This is a genomic window from Mesorhizobium sp. M0663 (assembly GCF_040320585.1).
Taxonomy (GTDB): Bacteria; Pseudomonadota; Alphaproteobacteria; order Rhizobiales; family Rhizobiaceae; genus Mesorhizobium.
The window spans coordinates 23,239-39,647 of the sequence record NZ_JAMYPX010000023.1; the positions used below are offsets into that span (position 1 = coordinate 23,239).

Below are 16,409 nucleotides of genomic sequence, written 5' to 3' on the forward strand. Positions count from 1 at the left end.
TAAATTGGCTTGTCGTCGTCATGTCGAACCCGTTCCCGTTTCGACGGCATCGCGCTCGGCCTCTTCGCGAGCCCGCGCCAGCTTGCGCTTGCGCAGCATTCCCCCGCGAACCGGCCGCGGCACCTTTTGCAGCGCAAATGTTTCACCCAAGAGGTTGAAGCTGACTACAACCAGCGTCAGGGCTAGACCAGGGAGGACGACGAGGCGCGGGAACTCCTCGATGTAGCTCATGCCGTCGACAAGCATCTGGCCCCATTCCGGCGTCGGCGGTGCAACGCCCAGGCCCAGAAAGCTGAGCGTCGCGATGGCCAGCACGAGGGCGCCGGCATCGGCGCTGGCGGGTCCTCACCCCGAAACGCGAAGATGAGGATCGTCAAAAGGTGCCGATCAGCCCCAGCCCGGCCATCCACCAGATGTGCCAGATCAGGGCGAAACCAATGACGACGGCAAAGAAGGCGTTGACGACCCCGACTGGACTGTTCTTCGGTACTTCGATCGGCTCGTACGGGCGCGGTGGCACCGGTTGAGCTTGCTGTGCGTTGGCGCGTTGCTTCGCGACCCAGTAGCTGTCGCGCTCGGCCACATGCGGCAAGACGGCAAAGTTCCAGGCCGGCGGCGGCGACGCCGTGGACCATTCCAGTGTGCGACCGTCCCAGGGATCGCCGGTGACACGAAGCATCTCGCGGTCGCGGATCGAGACAACCAGCTGCACGATCTGGCAGACGATGCCGCCCAGAATGATAACGGCTTATTCGACCACTCGCAACCAGTGTGACCTGCCAACCATGTCTCACGAGCAATGGCAGGCACTTAAGCCAACGCTACAAGAAGCGGAATAATAACCGGCAAGAGGATCCTCCCGGCCCGCCTGAGTAACCAGGGCTGCCGACAGAGCGCTTTCCCACTCACTGCCGGCCCGGTACCGGAAGGAAGGAGCGCAAATCTCTGCTTCGCCACCAGAATGCGCAACGCATCAGGTCCCGCACGCTCAGCTAGATCTGACGTTTAATCATGCGGCCGAGACCCGTTTCGCGAATAGGTCGCCGGCGAACCTGCACGCCGCCTTGTGCATTGAGCTTACTTCTTGCGACACAGGCTCAGCCTCCGCACAAGCTTCCACTGAAAGGGGACACCGCGTCCTGAAGAAACAGCCGGAGGGCGGATTCGTCGGACTTGGGATTTCGCCCGTGATCAACGGAGGGTTGCGCCGACGTTCGGTGGCAGGATCAGCCTCGGGGACAGACGCGAGAAGGAGTTGGGTGTAGGGATGGCTCGGATTCCGGTAGACCTCTTCCGAGCTACCGCTTTCCACCACCTTGCCGAGATACATCACGTAGACCCGGCTCGCCGCCTGCCTGACAAGCGCGAGGTCATGCGCGATGAAGAGGCAGGACACGCCGAGCTTCTCTCTGAGGTCGAAGAATAGGTTCATGACCTGCGCCCGTATAGACAAGTCTAGCGCGCTGACCGGTTCGTCGCAGATTAAAACCCGCGGCTCTACGGCCAGCGAGCGCGCGATCGCGATGCGTTGCCTCTGGCCGCCTGAGAGTTCACGGGTGAATCTGTCCCGGACCGTCGTCGCCAGACCGACTTGGTTGAGGAGCTCAGCGATCCTCCCCTCGCGTTCCGTTTGCGAACGCAAACCTGCAATGATGAGGGCTTCGTTTATGGCTTCGCCCACAGTTTGGCGATCATTCAGCGATGCATAGGGGTCCTGGAACACGTACTGAACTGCCCGACGCGCTTCCCGCAGACGGCGTCCACTCAAGGAGCCGAGGTCGACGCCATCAAAAACGACACGTCCGGATTGGGGTTTTTCCAAGCCGACGATCGAACGGCCGAGCGTGGACTTGCCGCAGCCAGACTCCCCCACCAAGCCGACGATCTCGCCTTGATTGAGGTGGATTGAGACGTCGTTTACCGCTTTGATCGTTTGGCCACGTTTGGCACTTGGAAAGCTGGTGACCAGATGCTCGACTTCGAGTACCGCGCTCATTATGCGCACTCCTTCGCCCGAATATTCAGAACGGGACAGGCGGCTGACACACCCGGAACTGCCGTCGGCAAGAACGGCGGTCGCCGCTCGCCGCAGGCATCCACAGCATATCCGCAGCGGGCCATGAAAGCGCACCCTGTGATCGGCGCGCCAAGGATGGGCGGAACGCCCGGCAATCCACGGAAACGCGATCCGATTGCGTCCTGTTTCCTCGGAATTGCCTCGATGAGGCCCATCGTATAGGGATGCTGCGGCTGAGAGAGTACACGCTCGGTCGGTCCGGTTTCGACGTGGCGCCCCGCGTACATCACCATTACGCGGTCGGCCGCGCCCGCCACGACACCCATGTCATGCGTGATCAAGATCATGGCCATGTCCATTCTGGACTGGATTTCCTTCAGCAGTCGGAGGATTTGCGCCTGGACCGTCACGTCGAGCGCGGTGGTCGGCTCGTCGGCTACGAGAAGTGTCGGCTCGGCGGCAATGGCGATTGCGATCATGACACGCTGTCGGAGACCGCCCGAAAGCTCATGGGGATACTGCTTGAGGCGTATTTCGGGGTCGGACATCCCGACCATCTTGATAAGTTCAAGCGCCCGGGTTTCCGCAGCTCTTGCTGTCATGCCGAGGTGAAGCTCGGCTACTTCGGCTATCTGCCGTCCGACCCGGCGGGCGGGATTGAGCGCGCTCATCGGGTCCTGGAAAATGAAGCCAATGGATTTTCCGCGCAGGCTGCGAAGCGTTTCATTGTCCGATCCGACGAGCTGGCGGCTGTCGAACAAAATGGTGCCCGATATATCCGCCTGGACGCCCACGGGCATCAGGCCGAGAGGCGCAAAGCAGGTGACCGTTTTGCCGCTACCGCTTTCTCCCACAATCGCGAGGGTCTCTCGGCGGCTCAGTTCATAGGCTACTCCGTCGACTGGGCGGACCACGGTATGCGCCGTCAGCAGGTCTATGGTCAGATCTTTGACGCGGAGTATCGGTTCAGAACTCATGGCCGTGCCTCCTTGGCCCAGAATGCGGTTACCCGGCGGCGGGCCGCGAGCATCCGGGAGGTCAGCGGCTTCGGAACTCTGTTGAGGGCGACCGCTTCACCGAGGATGTTGAATCCGATGACAGCTAAAGTCAGGGTCAGTCCCGGCAGGATGACCTGGCGCGGATCGGACTCGAGATATGGAAGCGCGTCGACCAACATCTGTCCCCATTCAGGCGTCGGCGGCTGGATGCCCAGCCCGAGGAAGCTCAACGTTGCGATTGCGAGCGCGACTGCTCCGGCGTCGGCCGTGGCATATACGAGCACCGCCCCGATCGTCGTGGGAAGAAGATGGACAAAGTAAATGCGAACGGGACTTGCGCCCAATACTCTTAGGGCCTCCATGTGGGGCTTGTTCATGGTGTTGACAGCCACGGCCCGGCTAATGCGGGCGCTACCCGGCCACCAGGCGAGCGCGAGCGCGAGGATCATGTTCCAGTAGCTGACTCCGGCAATGCCGATCACCGCAAGTGAGACGATGAGGCTGGGGATTGCCTGGCCGACGTCAACGATGCGCATCAGCAGTTCGTCCGTCCAGCCCCGCCGGTATCCGGCAATCGTGCCGATGGCGATGCCGATGGCGTGCGCGCACACAAGGACGAGACAGACTCCGACCAGCGACGTCCGAGCCGCCACAATCAACCTGCTCAATGTATCGCGCCCGAGATGGTCGACTCCGAAGGGATGGGCGAGCGTCGGGCCCTGGCCAGCGATCAGCAGGTCTTGCGCATTGGGATCATGTGGCGCGATGTAGGGTGCGAGCAGTCCCAACAGAACGAACGCGCCGATAGTAAATACCGCCGAGCGCGGGAAGGCGCCAATGGCCTTCAGGAGTGGTCTGACTGGCTGCATGTTCAGCTCCTTTGAAGTCTAAGGCGCGGATCGGTCAGCGTAATGCAGATGTCGACCACGACGTTCAGGATGATGAAGAACGTGATGAAGACCAGAAGGCAGGCCTGCACGACCATGAAGTCGCGGAATCTCACCCCGGTCAGGAAGAGGTCGCCGATGCCCTGCCAAGCGAACAGAGGTTCGACAACGACCGCGCCCACGACCATCGTCCCGATCTGCGTTCCCAAGGCGTTCAAGTACGTCGGCGCGATGTTCGGGATCGCGTCGCGAACCAGAATACTCGTCCTTGACAGTCCTTTGCTCATGGCCGTTAGGACATAGGGTTTGGCCATCGCCGCCTCGAAGCCAACTCGGACGACGCGGCTCAGAACTGCTGCGGGAAGAAATCCCAGAGTGAGCCATGGAAGCACCCAACTGACGGGTCCGGCAAACCCGAAGGTCGGAAAGACGTGCCACGTGACCGAAAAGGCGTAGACCAGCAGTGCTCCGACGAAGAAGGACGGAGTCGAAGCGCCCAGAAGAGCGCTCCCTCGGGTGACCACGTCTGGCGCCCTATGTGCCCAGAGCGCGCCTACGAAGCCGACGAACAGGCTCAGCAAGAAAGCCACGACCGCTCCGCCCGCAACGAGGGTGGCGGTCGCGGCAAGGCGGCTCTTGAGGGACGCGCCGACCGCCTCGCCCGTCTTGTAGGAAATGCCGAAGTCGCCGTGGATCGCTCCGTTCAGCCAGAAGCCGTAGCGTTCGAGAAGCGGCTTGTTGAGCCCCAATTCCTCCTCGACCTTGGCGATATCGGCTTTGGTGGCCGTCGGCGTCCGCAGCTCGGCGATGAGTATCGCCACGTTGCCCGGAGCGGATACCACGAGCGCGAAGCATAGAACGGACGCCAGAAACAGCAACAAGACTGCGTTGCGGGCCCTTTTAGCGATGAAGGCGAACACGGCCGTATCCTACTCCGCCAGTGTGATATTCTCGTAGGGCATGTCGTACTCGGTCGCGGGGCTCTGGAAGCCCTTCACCCGAGCGGCATGCGCCCATATGCCCGGAACGAAGAGCAGCGGCGCGATGGCGTCGTTGTCGTGCAGCCAGTCATAGACCTTCTGTAGAGCTGCTTCCATCTCGCCTTCGGGCGCGGACATCGCGGCGAGCACCAACGGATCGAGGTGCTCGGGGTCGATGAAGAGCTTGCCGTCCACGCCGTTGTCATAGGTGGATAGGAACAGGCCCACCACAGTCCCGAAAGGTTCGTATGGCGCGCCGAACGTCTGGAAGAAAGCGAGATCGAACTTGCGCTCCGGAATGTCGCTGTGCCGCGACGCATGATCCACCGAGCGGATCGTGAGCGTGACGCCAATCTCCTGGAGCTCGGACTGGATCACTTCCGCGACGGATCGGGACCCCGGTACTTGCTCCTCGCTAACGACCAGTTCAATGGCAAGGTCCTTGCCGTCCTTCTGCCTGACAGGCCCCCCGACCCAGCCTGCCTCCTCGAGCAGCGACTTTGCGGTCTCGGTATCCCGCCTAGGCACATCGAAGCGCTTCCCCGAATACGGAACGGTTTCGGAGAACAGGTTGCCAGTGGAGGTCGCCAGACCGCGGTAAAGCACTTGCGAGATCGCAGCCCGGTCGATGCCGAGGTTGATCGCCTTGCGGACTTTCGGGTCCCTCAGCGCTTCGACGCGGGAAGTGTTGAAGGCCATAATCATTGTGGTGGTGCCGGGATGGATGACGACGTCGATGCCCGCTCCCTTCAGCGTCTCTGCTTCCGTTGCGGTCAAAGGCGACACAAACGCTCCGCCGATCAGATCCACGTCACCCGCGCGCAACGCTGCCATGCGGCCGCGCGAGTCCGGAAGGACTTTTACCTCAAGATATTTGAAAGAGGGTTTGTCACCCCAGTAGGCGTCGAAGCGCTCGAAGGCACTGCCCTCATTCCCGGCAGTCGCTTGATGCCACGGTCCCGTGCCGACGGGTGCCTTATAGCTACCGTCCCCAGAGACCGACTTGGGGCTGAGGAGCCTGACTGGCCGGACGTAAGCGAACTCCTGGAGCAGGCCGAGGACCGGTTCCTTGAACCGGACGTTGACGTGATCGTCGTCGACGATGTCCGTTCCGGCGTAAAGCCGGGACGAATTCATCCAGTTGTTCGCTTCGAGTCCGATCCACCTCTTCAGGTTCCATTCCACCGCCGCGGCGTCGAACGGAGTGCCGTCGTGGAAAGTCACGCCCTTGCGCAACGTGAGCTTAAGCAGCCTGCCCCCGTCTTCGACCGACCATTCGGTCGCCAGCCCTGGCTCGATCTTACCGTCATGGCCGTATTTAACCAGCGGCTCGAAAACGAGGTCCTGAACGCCCCACAGGCCGGTGTATTTGTGAGGATTGATATCCCCGGCGGGCTTGGCGATCGCGATGCGAAGCGTGTCCTTAACCTCTGATGCCGCAACGATTGACGGCAGGATGGAGGATAGCGCCGAAACTCCCAGCAGTTTTGAGACGTCCGCCAGCAAGGAGCGCCTATCTATTCGCATGAATTCGTTGTTGTTGTTCATTGTCATTCCCCTTTTTGTGTTCACTCACAGCATTGATTGCCGGATGTTTTCTTTGCCGAACCGCTCGTCGTCGATCCGTGCTTGGATTTGGGCCAACATTTTCTCGAGATCGGCCATGAGATCGTCGTGCGATTCCAACCCCACGCTGAACCGCAGAAGGAGGTCCTGCCCACTCCAGGTCGTCGCGGAGCGGTTGCTCTTCACGGGCATGGGGGCAACGAGGCTGCGTGTCCCACCCCACGAGGCGCCGATGGCGAACGTCTCTAGCGTATTGAGCGCCTCCGGCACGTGCGGCAGTGCTTCGGGAACCAATTCCACGCTGAACACTCCGCTCGCGCCGAGGAAGTCGCGCTTCCAGAATTCGTGCCCGGGACAAGACGGCAGGGCGGGGTAGAGCACACGCTCGACGGCTGGGTGGCCGCGGAACCAGTTGATCATCGCCGTCGCGCCGTCGTGCGCGTGTTTCATTCGCACGCCAAGAGTCTCCATGCCCCGCAACACCAAAGAGGCGTCGTCGGGGGAAACACCGATCCCGGCGCGCCCCATAGTCGCCTTGAGCGCGTTGAAAAGCTGCTCGGAAGCCACCGTGATCGACCCCATCAGCACGTCGGAATGGCCCGAGATATATTTGGTGAGCGCTTCGGTCACGATGTCGGCCCCATGTACGAGGGGCTTGAAGTTAAGAGGGGTCGCCCAGGTGTTGTCGAATCCGACGAGCGCGCCGTGCCGATGCGCGATCTCGGCAATCCGCGGCAGATCCTGGACTTCCATGGTCGTCGAACCGGGGGACTCGCACCACACCAGTTTCGTGTTCCCGTCGATCCGACGTTCGAGCCCCTCGGGCGAAGTGGGATCGTAGTACTCCGCTCGGACGCCAAACTTTGCCAGATCGGTGTTCACAAAATCACGGACCGGGGGATAGGCCGTGTCCGCCACCAGTACCTTGTCTCCGGCATTGAGGACGGCGAGCATTGCGATTGCGTTTGCGGCCTGGCCCGATGGCGCGAGAAGCGTCCGGTGACCCTGCTCGAGCTGAGTGATCTTTTGCTCCAGTGTACGCGTCGTCGGGGTGCCGTAGAGGCCGTAGGAATAGCCGTCAGGCCCTCGCTGGCCGCGAGTGGCGTAGGCTGCGGCATCCGCGAATACGATCGTCGAAGCCCGATGGACGGCTGCACCCAGAGCCTCGAAGCCGTCTGTTTTGACTTTGGGGGTCACAACGCATTGGGTGAGATCGTTCATGCTTGCTCCTCATGTGTTCGAGACAGTTACAGCATGACAAAACCTATTCCGTCCAATATCAAGATCGGGATGTGCTATTCTCTCAGGTTATAGGTGCGCCATGAATCTTCGCCAGATCGAGGTCTTCCACGCCGTGATGACGATTGGAACCGCCTCACGCGCCGCGGAGATACTACGCATCTCACAACCTGCGGTGAGCAAGGCCGTCCAAGAACTGGAGCGCGACATCGGTTTCGCGCTCTTCCACCGCATCAAAGGACGGATGTCGCCGACGGCAGAAGGCAACCTGTTTTTCAGGGAAGTGGAGACCTCATTCTCCGGCCTCATCCATTTGAAAGGGGCCGCGGCGCGGATTCGCGACTTCGGTTCGGGGGAAATCCGGATCGCAAGTCTCTCCGCATTAAGTACGAATGTAATGCCAAAGGCATTAAAGGCATTTCAACACCGTCACCCTGACGTTGCGATCACCTTTCAGGCAAGGCTATCCTCGGAAGTCAAAGAACTCGTCGCCTCCGGCCAGTTCGACGTCGGCCTGGCGGCGGACGAGATCGATCTTGCGGGCGTCGAAGCCCACCCATTCCGGAACTACCGGGTCGCGATCGCCATGCCCAAGGGCCATCCGCTAGAGGGGAGGGAAGTGATCCGTCCCGCCGATCTCCATGGGCAGGCCTTCATCGCGTTGGCTCCGGAGGACACTACGAGACGGGAAGCAGAGGCCATCTTCGCTGATCACGGCATCAAGCCCAAAGTGGTTCTAGAAACCCCCTATTCCACCACCATCTGCTCGATGGTCAATGCGGGGCTTGGATGCGGAATGGTCAATCCTTTGACTGCCCTTCCCTATCTCAACGGAAACCTCAGCCTCCGTCCATTTCTCCCGGGAATCTCCTTCCGAACCCTTCTGTTGTTGCCACCCAACCGACGTCCATCGAGAGTAGTTAGCGAGTTTATCGAGCAGCTGATGCGTATCGCATTGGAAATTGATGGGGCTGTCCAAACTTGACTTCACTTTCGTGAACGTCGGCTTCTGGGCCCCATGCCGTCACCCGCCAGGCCGCAATTAGGATAGCGCGCCTCGCTCAGCCGCAGCAGCGAAATTGGAACTGGGAGTTCGATGAGTGTGGGGAAGGCGGTAGCGCTCTCCCGCTACCATCACTGCAGCGCTAGGCGTTGTTCCTGGTTTACGATTTGGCAGGTTGAGAAGCTCCGCCAGTGCACCGCGAACTTTCAGCTCAACCTGTCCCCTACCCTCCATCGGAATGATCTCGATCCCTGTGACCAGTGAGCGGATGATCCTCGCCGCCTCGTGCCGCTCACACTCGTCGGATTGCAACGCGTCCTGGAGCTCGGATACTTGCCGACGGTAAATCGTTACCGCAGCCGGATGAAACTCCACAATGCTTTCCGCGGCCGCCATCGCCTGAAGCTCTCGGGCTAGATTCTCCTTTTCGCGCTCGAGGTCCAGTAGCTTCGATTTCATGCTGGTCGTCGCGACACCGTCAGCGATGGCATCGACGATGTTAGCGATCTGCCTGTCGATGCCGGCATGCCGCCTTTCGACTTCCCTTTGCCGCTCGCGGTTCATGGCGTTCAGTCGCTTATGCTCAGCATGATATTCAGCAAGGAAGCCCGCAATGGCATCTGGCGCCAGCAAGCGCCGCTGGATGCCTTCCAGCACACGCTTCTCACGCTCGCCAACACGGATCGTCCTGTTATTGGCACAAGTGCCTTTCTCACGGTGCGCGGCACAAGCAAGCTGGTCTCTGTTCTTCACCGTATACGAAGCGCCACAGCAGCCGCACCGCACAAGCCCCGAGAACATGTGCTTCGGCCGTCGGCGGTGATGGAGTTTCATGCCTCCATAAAGCTTCTTGCGGACTTGCACCGCATCCCACAGCTCATCGTCGATGATACGCAGATGCGGTACTTCGACGACCTGCCAAGTTTCCGGCAGATTCGGCCGCGAGATGCGCTTCCCAGTCTCGGGATCCTTGCGCATTTGAAGACGATTGAAGACGAGCAGCCCGATATAGGCTTCGTTGTAGAGAAAGCCGCTTCTCCGCTTGAGATTGCCATTGATGGTCGAGGCGCCCCACGCACCCCCAAAGGGTGATGGGATACCTTCCTTGTTGAGGCTTCCAGCTATCGTACGTGCCGATTGACCAGCCGCGAACTCCCGAAAAATCCGACGCACGACCTTGGCTTGATCCTCATCGATCTCGCGCCGACCGCGGATCGGTTCGCCGCGTTTCATCGAGCTTTTTGACCACGCGATAGCCGTAGGAGAGGCCGCCGGCGTTGTAGCCGTTCAATATGCGGCCGCTTTGGCCCCGCCTGATCTTGGCGGCAAGATCGCGCAGGAACAACGCGTTCATAGTTCCTTTGAGGCCCACGTGCAGTTCGTCTACGGCACCCTCAGAGAGAGTGACGATCCTGACACCGGCAAAGCGCAGTCGCTTGAAGAGGCCGGCTACGTCTTCCTGGTCGCGTGACAGGCGATCGAGTGCCTCGGCTAGAACGATCTCGAATTGCCCGCTTTGAGCATCGGCTAGAAGCCGCTGGATGTCTGGTCGACGGATGATGCTTGCACCGGATACGGCGGCGTCGGCATAGGTCCCAACGACAGTCCACCTCTCCCTGGCCGCGCGCTCTCGGCAAAGCCGCAGCTGATCCTCGATAGAGGCTTCGCGCTGGTTATCGGATGAGTAACGAGCGTACAGCGCGACACGGGTCATGAACCGCTCCTCTTCCTCTCGTTGCTATTGTCCGCCGCCGTCCCCATCCTCCCCTTCTGACGGTGTTTTCTCAAGAGGATGAACTTTGTTGCCGTTGGCCGCCTGCAATTCCTCGAATGCTCCCGAGCAACCCGCCGACCCAACAAGCGGGCGATCGACAGGACGGCTCGTTCAGCCATGTCTCGTGCCGACATGTCAGCCCTGTAGTCGTGGCTTGCACTGTCGTTCCCAGGTTTGGCCTCGTCCACCATGGCATGCCCGCTCTTCTGTGTAGATCGAGGGCATTGAGCGGCGTGATGGATCAGCAAGACAAGTTCAGTTGTCGCGCCGTCGTAGTGTGGCGTGCAAATACTTAAGCGCTGCGATTTGGAATACCGAAGGCAGACTAAATTGCCAAAAGCTCGGCCCCCTTGCAATATCGCACGCGATATCCAATATGTCTGCATGAGACTGCTTCTCGATACGGCGACCATGGTGGCTGGGATCCGAAGTGACGCTGGCGCCTCGCGCCAACTGTTGGTCGCAGCTTTGGAACGCCGGCTGACGCTCATCGCTTCGGTGACGTTGATGATCGAGCACCAGGCGGTGATGACAAGGCCCGAGCACCTTGGGGCCTCCGGCCTGTCGGCCGAGGATGTGAACGCGTTGCTAGATGCCGTGGCGGCCGTCGCCGAGCCGGTTCGCCTTCTCTTCCTCTGGCGACCCGCCGTGCGCGACCCGGACGACGACATGGTGCTGGAAGCTGCGGTAAACGGACGGGCGGACGCTATAGTGACGTTCAACCTACGCGACTTCGGCAAAGTGGCCGAGCGCTTCGGTATCTTGGTCCTGTCGCCGGGCGAGGCGCTGAGACGATTGGAGGGAAAGACATGAGGAGAAGCAATTTCGCGCTGCGGCTTCAGCTCTCGCTTCTCGATGAGGCGCGCAAGGTGGCGGAGAGCGAGGGCGTGCCGCTCAACCAGTTCATTAACGTGGCAGTCGCCGAGAAGCTTTCGGCGCTGCGCACGGAAAGCTACTTTCAGGAACGCGCTGCCCGTGCCGACATCCCCAAGGCGCTGCACATCCTGAAGCGGGCCGGCAAAGGGAAGGCGCCAATCAAGGGCGACGAACTGCCGGAGTAACCCAGCCTGAGGGGTGGAGCGGTATCGTTCGTATCGCAGCCTTGCCTGCGTCCGAAGCGGCCGCCGGGCCGAAGACTGCCAGTCAAGGCTGGCGCAGCACGCGCCACAGCGATGCGGCTCTGGCCTTGACGGGCTGGCTTCGGTCCGGCGTTCTCTCGACAAGCGGGCAGTTCTCTTGCCGGACATAATCTCCCCATCTATCGGGAAGAGTCTGGACGAGCCTTGCCGGACGCTGCTTCCGCCACGGCATTGGGCGAACCCGCTTGAAGATGGGCGAATACCCGAAACCAGAATCGATACTCCTGTGTCCGCCCGTCGCAACGCGCCGACACGGCGCCCCAGGCGATTGCGGTTGCGGCTGTCTTTCCTCACAGGGCTGTCGCTGCCTCTGCAGCTTCAGGCCACGGTCCATTTGTGCACGGCGGCATCGCGGTTGAAGGCATCCAGCAGATCGGGATCGCTCACCGCCGGATGGTGATATGCCGCAAGAGTGCTCTGTGCTGGCAATTCCTGGCGGTTGAAGGGTGACGTGAGGCAGACGCTTCGCGCAAGTTGAGGGGTTCTCGGCTGAAGCCGGAAGTTGGGTTGGATGGGCTTCATAGCTCGCCTCCTTCTTCGTCTTTCAGGCGCGGAAACAGCAGCCAGCCCGCCGCTTGCCGAGCTTGCGACGCTGCTCGCCGCGAATGAACTGTTCCGGCATCGGTCTGCTCGGCGATGAGCACCAGATCGCTGAGCGCCGAGCGGATTTGCGGCCAAGGGAACACGGAGCATTCCTCCCAGGCTTCGCCCTCGCGCAACACGGCATCGAGCTTGCCTGCCACACCGGCGAGAGTCGTAGCGGGGGTCGTTGAGAACGCTTCCAGCAGATCCTGTGCCCGGTCGCCAGCCTCGCACTCGGCCTTGAGCGCGGCGGTGTAACCAGCCTCCTCGGCAGCTGCATCCCAGCGAGCCTGATGTGCCGCAAAATCAGCTTCGGCCTTCTCGCGGAGAGCTGCCATATCCGGCCCCTCGCCGAGCACTTCATTGAGCGCCTCGATCGAGTGGACCGCCACGTCCTCACCCTCGGGCACGCAGACGGTCGCACAAGGAAAGCCGACGCTCGAGACAAGCCTCGCCTCCAGGCGCTGCTGCTTGCGGCAAAGCCGCTCGGTCAGCTTGTGGGCGGTCTCCCATTCCCGCCAAAGCGCCAGCGCAGGGTCGGGGAGCATACTCGTTGCCGCTGTGTTGCCGACAAGCGCACTTTTCTCAAGCACCAAAGCGGTGGACGTGATCATCCCTCCCGCAAGCACTCGCCTGCGGGTGACGAAAGCCAGAGTCATGCTATTGTCGGAATCAGCCACGATCCGAGCTCCTATCAGCTTGGGTTGTGGTCAGGCTGCTGAGGGTGGTTGCACACCAACAGCAGCCGCTTTCAAGCGAAAAAATCGTATCAGCGGTACGATATTGAAAAAGCGGCTACAACAAGAATCGTATCACGGTTACGAAATGAATGCAGTTCAGTGCAAAATGGCACGTGTCGCGTTGGGCTGGGGAACTCGAGAGTTAGCCCTAAAGGCAAACGTATCTCCCGATACCATCGCGCGGTTGGAAAGAGGCGAACAGCTAAAGAATTCAACCCTCGCCGAAATTCGTGCAGTCTTCGAAGCGGCCGGGATCGAATTCATTCCAGAGAACGGTGGCGGCGCTGGTGTTCGCTTGTCACAGCGTTCCGCTGGCGAATGACAATCGGCTTTTTTGAGCCGCCGCACATGTGCGGCTAGCGGCCCAAATGGGCGCTTCAGCGCCAACAGGCGAACCAAGACGTACGTCCGCAATGGGCCTGATCCCGGACCTTCGCACCGAGCTCTCACATGTCCGCTCGCGTGCTGGGTACCCTAGCAGCGGACGGTCTGCTCGGCCCCATTTCTGCCCCCTCGGACCGCGTGGGTAGTGGGAGAAATACGGCCCGATTCCATTCATCCGCTCCCGGCTGTCGCAAAAGTTATATAGCGCAAACGATGACATAGGGGTTCTCAGTTTCATCCTGTCGGGTGCAGCATTGCACAGTTCGCTTGCCGACAACTATTCCTGCTGGAATTGACAGGGCCAATCTTCAGGCCTCGTCAAGCCAGAAGGCAACTCGGTCCGGGCGTCTCCGCAAGCCATGTTGAGCTGCCACTGGGACAGACCCGCCGAATTGGAAAGATCGACGCCCTCGATACGGGTCAGAAAGAAAAAGGCGCGGTCAAAGTCTATCGGCGCGGTGAACGTCGCTCCTCGGAAGTCCGCCCGTGCGAGATTGGCAAACGAGAAGCGGCTGCCGCTGATATCGGCGTCATGGAACTGCGCACGCCCCAATTCTGCCTTTGTGAAATCAACATTGGTCAGATTGGCGCCCTGGAAATTTGAGCGCTGTATTTCCGCGCTCGCAAACACAGCGCCCTGCGCGTCCATACGGCTGAAGTCGGTCCTGTAGGCCTCGATTCTGTCGAACCGGGCGCCTTTGGCGGTCGAGTCGGCCAGGGAAGCACGCACAAGCGTTGCCTTCTCAAGATTTGCCGCAAGGAGATTGCTGTTCCTGAGGTCGGTCGAAGTGAAATCAACACCGAACAGGTTCGCCCCGCTCAGGTCCTGTCCTTCTAGCATGAGAAGCTTCTTGTCACACTCGTGCCAATTGACGCCAGGCGTCGCGGCTGCGTCGCAATTCTGAGCAGCAGTGGCGTTCTGCCAAGCAAACACAGTGCAAACCGCTAGAACCAAGCCGGACGCGCCGTGAGCTCTGGTTCGTCTCAAAGTCATTGTTGCTGGACCTCTGCCACTCGCCGATACTCAACCTTACCACATCTGCTGACACTCGAGCCACGGTGACCACCGCCGTCACAGTTAGCGCATTTCTCATATTCAAGCTTTGATGTTGATCAACCGATCAACCCGCGCGTAGGGCGCGATTTGCGAGCGCCTCCCCATATCATCGGCGGTCCAGCAGAGATTCATTTGTCACAGGCCAGGCGCTTCATTCCGCAGGTATGCTTGACTAAGCCGAGGAGAGCGGTCGTTAGGATGGCGCGGTCGCGTGCCAAGATTGGCCTCCGCTCTGGACGTTTGTGTCGCTAATGAGGAGCCTGCTCGGGTGCTGATCGCCACCGCCGGCGTCCGCTGCCGACAAGCGTGAATCCGCTTGGTTCCGCACCGATCGGTACTTCCCGACGGCGAGGTTGACCCCGCACGGGGTGCTCGTCGCGTATCCTGATTCCGCTGTCGCATGAACCCCACGACTTCGCTTAGCGAGGCCGAAGTTGATCTCTGCCATCTACGTTGATCTCTGCCATCTACCAGGTCGAACCATCAACCCCGTATATTTGTGTCGTAAGCTGACGTGCCGCGAATACCCCGTTTTCGGTAGGCGGGCTTTATGGCGGGCGCCCAACCTATTCTTGTATTTTTATTGATGTAAACAATGACTTATGGCGGTGAGGGAGGATTCGAACTCCGCGCTTGGAAGAGCGTCCTTCTCGTCTTCACCGTGCAGGCCGGTTACTCTGGGCGGCAGAGTGCCCTTCCGCGCTTCGTTTCCGATATCAGCGCCGGCAACTGACCAAGGCATAGCGGGCTCGTAACGATAAGGACGGTTCTCGCTATTTGAGGACCGCAACGGGTTGGCGAGTCTAGTCTCAGCGATCAAGCCCGCGCTCTGGACGAGGTCCCATCCTCACAGAATGTTCGCCCACCGGGCCAAACGTGACGCAACGGAACGGATGGTTCACCCGTAAGGTCTTGGGGAGATTGCGAAAGGAGACCAGCATATGACCTGCGAACGAGACGTCGGCACGTTCGAAGAGCCCGTGACCGTTTTGCTGTCCTCCGGCAAAGTCAGTGTTTCGAGCACCCGCGAAGCCGCCGAAATGCTGCTTTACCACTGGCCCATTGGAGAAACCGGGCGCCGCATCCAGGCTCGCATGGCGTGCATGAAGGTGCTCGGCGGCGGCAGCGCACCGGAGATAGCGCGCGTGGCATTTCTCAACGCCGCCAAGGAAGCGAAAATCCTGACTGCTTGACATCTCGTCAACGCGTGCCCCACCACTGTCCATCGTGCATCACTCTTGCAGCGGCCATTACATTTGTGCAAACATCGTGCGTCGATCATGCGGAGACGCCGAATGCTTGCGCGAGAAGGCTGGAGCCGCGGAGCTGCACTCTACGTCGACCCGCGAGTTGACGCGCTCTGTGGCGAATTCCACGTAGAGATCGTCCCCAAGGGCCGCTATCCGAAAGAAGGCCAGACGCGCGCCGTCGGCTCCATCCGCCGGCTGATCGACAATCATGGCGCTGAGCATGCACGGTTGGTCCTGTGTGTTCTGGCTGAGGGCCGCGGCGAACCACGCGCTCACCGAAGAAAGCAGCCTGACGGTCGTCTCTGACTTGCTGCTGGCCGGTCCGGACCTGGTGGAGCAGGGCATGGCCGCCGTGCTCGAGATTTTCGACGCGATCCCGCTCGGCGCATACATGGCGATCGTCAATGAGCTGCGCGGCCGCGTTCATCAGGGGCATGCGCTAGCTGGGATCCTTACCGGCGCCTCCGGGAGAGCTCGCTAACGCAAAGGAGACTATTCGGTCCCGGATGGCCAAGGCGGACGCCAGCGAGGCTGAAAAGGGCCGGCAGGGCTTCACCAAGCGCCAGCGCAGCCGCGAGGAACTGATCGCATTCGGCAAGAGGATGCTCGCGGTCAAGGCGTCAGTGCCTCATGGCGAGTTCGGACCATGGCTGCGCGATCAGCCTATCACGTACGATTTGGCTTTGCAGGCGATGCGGCTGGCCCGCGGCTGCTGACTAGAAGCGATCGGCCGAACCAAAGAAGAGGCGCTCCCTTGTTTCGCGCCGTATCCCCATCTAGCCTGCACTATTGT

20 protein-coding genes and 1 pseudogene are annotated in these 16,409 nt (G+C 60.6%); 7 read left to right on the plus strand and 14 right to left on the minus strand.

Translation table 11 applies throughout. From position 1 onward, the window contains the following. Positions 1 to 18 precede the first annotated feature (18 nt). The 8 genes from NKI54_RS27665 to NKI54_RS27700 all read right to left on the minus strand — a co-directional run bounded on the left by NKI54_RS27665 (position 19) and on the right by NKI54_RS27700 (position 7,669). Positions 19 to 315, minus strand: a complete 297-nt coding sequence (locus tag NKI54_RS27665) for an ABC transporter permease family protein (protein WP_023722500.1) — start codon at positions 313 to 315, stop codon at positions 19 to 21. Positions 316 to 373: 58 nt separating this feature from the next. After that, the gene (locus NKI54_RS27670) at positions 374 to 712 is read right to left on the minus strand and encodes a hypothetical protein (RefSeq protein WP_023680722.1); all 339 of its coding nucleotides are present in this window, start codon (positions 710 to 712) and stop codon (positions 374 to 376) included. A 297-nt stretch (positions 713 to 1,009) separates the two neighbouring features. After that, a complete protein-coding gene (locus NKI54_RS27675) occupies positions 1,010 to 1,996 on the minus strand; it encodes an ABC transporter ATP-binding protein (protein ID WP_352692762.1) in 987 nt (328 codons plus the stop codon). Then, complete coding sequence (locus NKI54_RS27680) at positions 1,996 to 2,994, minus strand: ABC transporter ATP-binding protein (RefSeq protein ID WP_352692763.1); 999 nt, start codon at positions 2,992 to 2,994, stop codon at positions 1,996 to 1,998. Before NKI54_RS27680 ends, NKI54_RS27675 begins: the two co-directional genes overlap by 1 nt. Continuing rightward, positions 2,991 to 3,884, minus strand: coding sequence for an ABC transporter permease (locus tag NKI54_RS27685; protein ID WP_023680719.1), 894 nt, complete (start codon positions 3,882 to 3,884; stop codon positions 2,991 to 2,993). Before NKI54_RS27685 ends, NKI54_RS27680 begins: the two co-directional genes overlap by 4 nt. A gap of 2 nt (positions 3,885 to 3,886) precedes the next feature. Next, entirely contained in the window at positions 3,887 to 4,822 is a 936-nt protein-coding gene (locus NKI54_RS27690) for an ABC transporter permease (RefSeq protein ID WP_352692764.1), read from the minus strand. Positions 4,823 to 4,831: 9 nt separating this feature from the next. Continuing rightward, positions 4,832 to 6,388 (minus strand): ABC transporter substrate-binding protein, encoded by a 1,557-nt coding sequence (locus NKI54_RS27695; RefSeq protein ID WP_352692765.1) that lies wholly within the window; start codon positions 6,386 to 6,388, stop codon positions 4,832 to 4,834. A 66-nt stretch (positions 6,389 to 6,454) separates the two neighbouring features. Next, a complete protein-coding gene (locus tag NKI54_RS27700) occupies positions 6,455 to 7,669 on the minus strand; it encodes a trans-sulfuration enzyme family protein (protein WP_352692766.1) in 1,215 nt (404 codons plus the stop codon). A gap of 100 nt (positions 7,670 to 7,769) precedes the next feature. Here NKI54_RS27700 and NKI54_RS27705 point away from each other — a divergent pair, with 100 nt between their 5' ends. Further along, positions 7,770 to 8,672, plus strand: coding sequence for a LysR substrate-binding domain-containing protein (locus NKI54_RS27705; protein ID WP_352692767.1), 903 nt, complete (start codon positions 7,770 to 7,772; stop codon positions 8,670 to 8,672). Positions 8,673 to 8,729: 57 nt separating this feature from the next. Here the strand turns inward: NKI54_RS27705 and NKI54_RS27710 are convergent, their stop codons facing one another. After that, positions 8,730 to 9,923: a recombinase family protein gene (locus tag NKI54_RS27710; protein ID WP_352692768.1), complete on the minus strand. Its 1,194-nt coding sequence runs from the start codon at positions 9,921 to 9,923 to the stop codon at positions 8,730 to 8,732. Next, positions 9,880 to 10,404, minus strand: a complete 525-nt coding sequence (locus tag NKI54_RS27715; RefSeq protein WP_352692769.1) for a recombinase family protein — start codon at positions 10,402 to 10,404, stop codon at positions 9,880 to 9,882. Before NKI54_RS27715 ends, NKI54_RS27710 begins: the two co-directional genes overlap by 44 nt. A 444-nt stretch (positions 10,405 to 10,848) precedes the next feature. Between NKI54_RS27715 and NKI54_RS27720 the strand changes: the two genes are divergently transcribed. Further along, positions 10,849 to 11,277 (plus strand): putative toxin-antitoxin system toxin component, PIN family, encoded by a 429-nt coding sequence (locus NKI54_RS27720; protein WP_352692770.1) that lies wholly within the window; start codon positions 10,849 to 10,851, stop codon positions 11,275 to 11,277. Next, complete coding sequence (locus NKI54_RS27725) at positions 11,274 to 11,525, plus strand: toxin-antitoxin system HicB family antitoxin (RefSeq protein WP_352474558.1); 252 nt, start codon at positions 11,274 to 11,276, stop codon at positions 11,523 to 11,525. The genes NKI54_RS27720 and NKI54_RS27725 overlap by 4 nt, the downstream gene beginning before the upstream one ends. Before the next feature lie 197 nt (positions 11,526 to 11,722). Here NKI54_RS27725 and NKI54_RS36535 read toward each other — a convergent pair. The 3 genes and pseudogenes from NKI54_RS36535 to NKI54_RS27735 form a co-directional block, all read right to left on the minus strand. After that, positions 11,723 to 11,881 (minus strand): annotated as a pseudogene (locus NKI54_RS36535) (Y4oE-related protein); the annotation flags it as partial. A gap of 40 nt (positions 11,882 to 11,921) precedes the next feature. After that, a complete protein-coding gene (locus tag NKI54_RS27730; protein WP_352692771.1) occupies positions 11,922 to 12,125 on the minus strand; it encodes a hypothetical protein in 204 nt (67 codons plus the stop codon). Next, positions 12,122 to 12,733 (minus strand): hypothetical protein, encoded by a 612-nt coding sequence (locus tag NKI54_RS27735; protein WP_352692772.1) that lies wholly within the window; start codon positions 12,731 to 12,733, stop codon positions 12,122 to 12,124. The genes NKI54_RS27730 and NKI54_RS27735 overlap by 4 nt, the downstream gene beginning before the upstream one ends. 277 nt (positions 12,734 to 13,010) lie before the next feature. Here NKI54_RS27735 and NKI54_RS27740 point away from each other — a divergent pair, with 277 nt between their 5' ends. Next, a complete protein-coding gene (locus tag NKI54_RS27740; RefSeq protein ID WP_352692848.1) occupies positions 13,011 to 13,247 on the plus strand; it encodes a helix-turn-helix domain-containing protein in 237 nt (78 codons plus the stop codon). Between the two features lie 339 nt (positions 13,248 to 13,586). Here NKI54_RS27740 and NKI54_RS27745 read toward each other — a convergent pair whose 3' ends face one another. Continuing rightward, positions 13,587 to 14,303, minus strand: coding sequence for a pentapeptide repeat-containing protein (locus NKI54_RS27745; RefSeq protein WP_502898256.1), 717 nt, complete (start codon positions 14,301 to 14,303; stop codon positions 13,587 to 13,589). 1,004 nt (positions 14,304 to 15,307) lie between these two features. On the opposite strand from NKI54_RS27745, the gene NKI54_RS27750 reads away from it, so the two are divergent. From NKI54_RS27750 to NKI54_RS27760, 3 genes are all read left to right on the plus strand, one after another. Continuing rightward, positions 15,308 to 15,559 (plus strand): DUF982 domain-containing protein, encoded by a 252-nt coding sequence (locus NKI54_RS27750; protein WP_352692774.1) that lies wholly within the window; start codon positions 15,308 to 15,310, stop codon positions 15,557 to 15,559. A gap of 265 nt (positions 15,560 to 15,824) precedes the next feature. Then, positions 15,825 to 16,097, plus strand: a complete 273-nt coding sequence (locus tag NKI54_RS27755) for a hypothetical protein (protein WP_352692775.1) — start codon at positions 15,825 to 15,827, stop codon at positions 16,095 to 16,097. A gap of 25 nt (positions 16,098 to 16,122) precedes the next feature. Further along, positions 16,123 to 16,332, plus strand: coding sequence for a hypothetical protein (locus tag NKI54_RS27760; protein ID WP_352692776.1), 210 nt, complete (start codon positions 16,123 to 16,125; stop codon positions 16,330 to 16,332). The last annotated feature ends 77 nt before the right edge of the window (positions 16,333 to 16,409 follow it).

Bases quoted from the DNA above. Each gene is read 5' to 3' on its own strand.
- NKI54_RS27750 (WP_352692774.1), top strand. From the start codon at position 15,308: ATGACCTGCGAACGAGACGTCGGCACGTTCGAAGAGCCCGTGACCGTT.
- NKI54_RS27740 (WP_352692848.1), top strand. From the start codon at position 13,011: ATGAATGCAGTTCAGTGCAAAATGGCACGTGTCGCGTTGGGCTGGGGA.
- NKI54_RS27675 (WP_352692762.1), bottom strand. From the start codon at position 1,996: ATGAGCGCGGTACTCGAAGTCGAGCATCTGGTCACCAGCTTTCCAAGT.
- NKI54_RS27700 (WP_352692766.1), bottom strand. From the start codon at position 7,669: ATGAACGATCTCACCCAATGCGTTGTGACCCCCAAAGTCAAAACAGAC.
- NKI54_RS27715 (WP_352692769.1), bottom strand. From the start codon at position 10,404: ATGACCCGTGTCGCGCTGTACGCTCGTTACTCATCCGATAACCAGCGC.
- NKI54_RS27680 (WP_352692763.1), bottom strand. From the start codon at position 2,994: ATGAGTTCTGAACCGATACTCCGCGTCAAAGATCTGACCATAGACCTG.
- NKI54_RS27735 (WP_352692772.1), bottom strand. From the start codon at position 12,733: ATGCTCCCCGACCCTGCGCTGGCGCTTTGGCGGGAATGGGAGACCGCC.
- NKI54_RS27745 (WP_502898256.1), bottom strand. From the start codon at position 14,303: ATGACTTTGAGACGAACCAGAGCTCACGGCGCGTCCGGCTTGGTTCTA.
- NKI54_RS27705 (WP_352692767.1), top strand. From the start codon at position 7,770: ATGAATCTTCGCCAGATCGAGGTCTTCCACGCCGTGATGACGATTGGA.
- NKI54_RS27710 (WP_352692768.1), bottom strand. From the start codon at position 9,923: ATGAAACGCGGCGAACCGATCCGCGGTCGGCGCGAGATCGATGAGGAT.
- NKI54_RS27725 (WP_352474558.1), top strand. From the start codon at position 11,274: ATGAGGAGAAGCAATTTCGCGCTGCGGCTTCAGCTCTCGCTTCTCGAT.
- NKI54_RS27685 (WP_023680719.1), bottom strand. From the start codon at position 3,884: ATGCAGCCAGTCAGACCACTCCTGAAGGCCATTGGCGCCTTCCCGCGC.
- NKI54_RS27720 (WP_352692770.1), top strand. From the start codon at position 10,849: ATGAGACTGCTTCTCGATACGGCGACCATGGTGGCTGGGATCCGAAGT.
- NKI54_RS27760 (WP_352692776.1), top strand. From the start codon at position 16,123: ATGGCCAAGGCGGACGCCAGCGAGGCTGAAAAGGGCCGGCAGGGCTTC.
- NKI54_RS27730 (WP_352692771.1), bottom strand. From the start codon at position 12,125: ATGAAGCCCATCCAACCCAACTTCCGGCTTCAGCCGAGAACCCCTCAA.
- NKI54_RS27755 (WP_352692775.1), top strand. From the start codon at position 15,825: ATGGCGCTGAGCATGCACGGTTGGTCCTGTGTGTTCTGGCTGAGGGCC.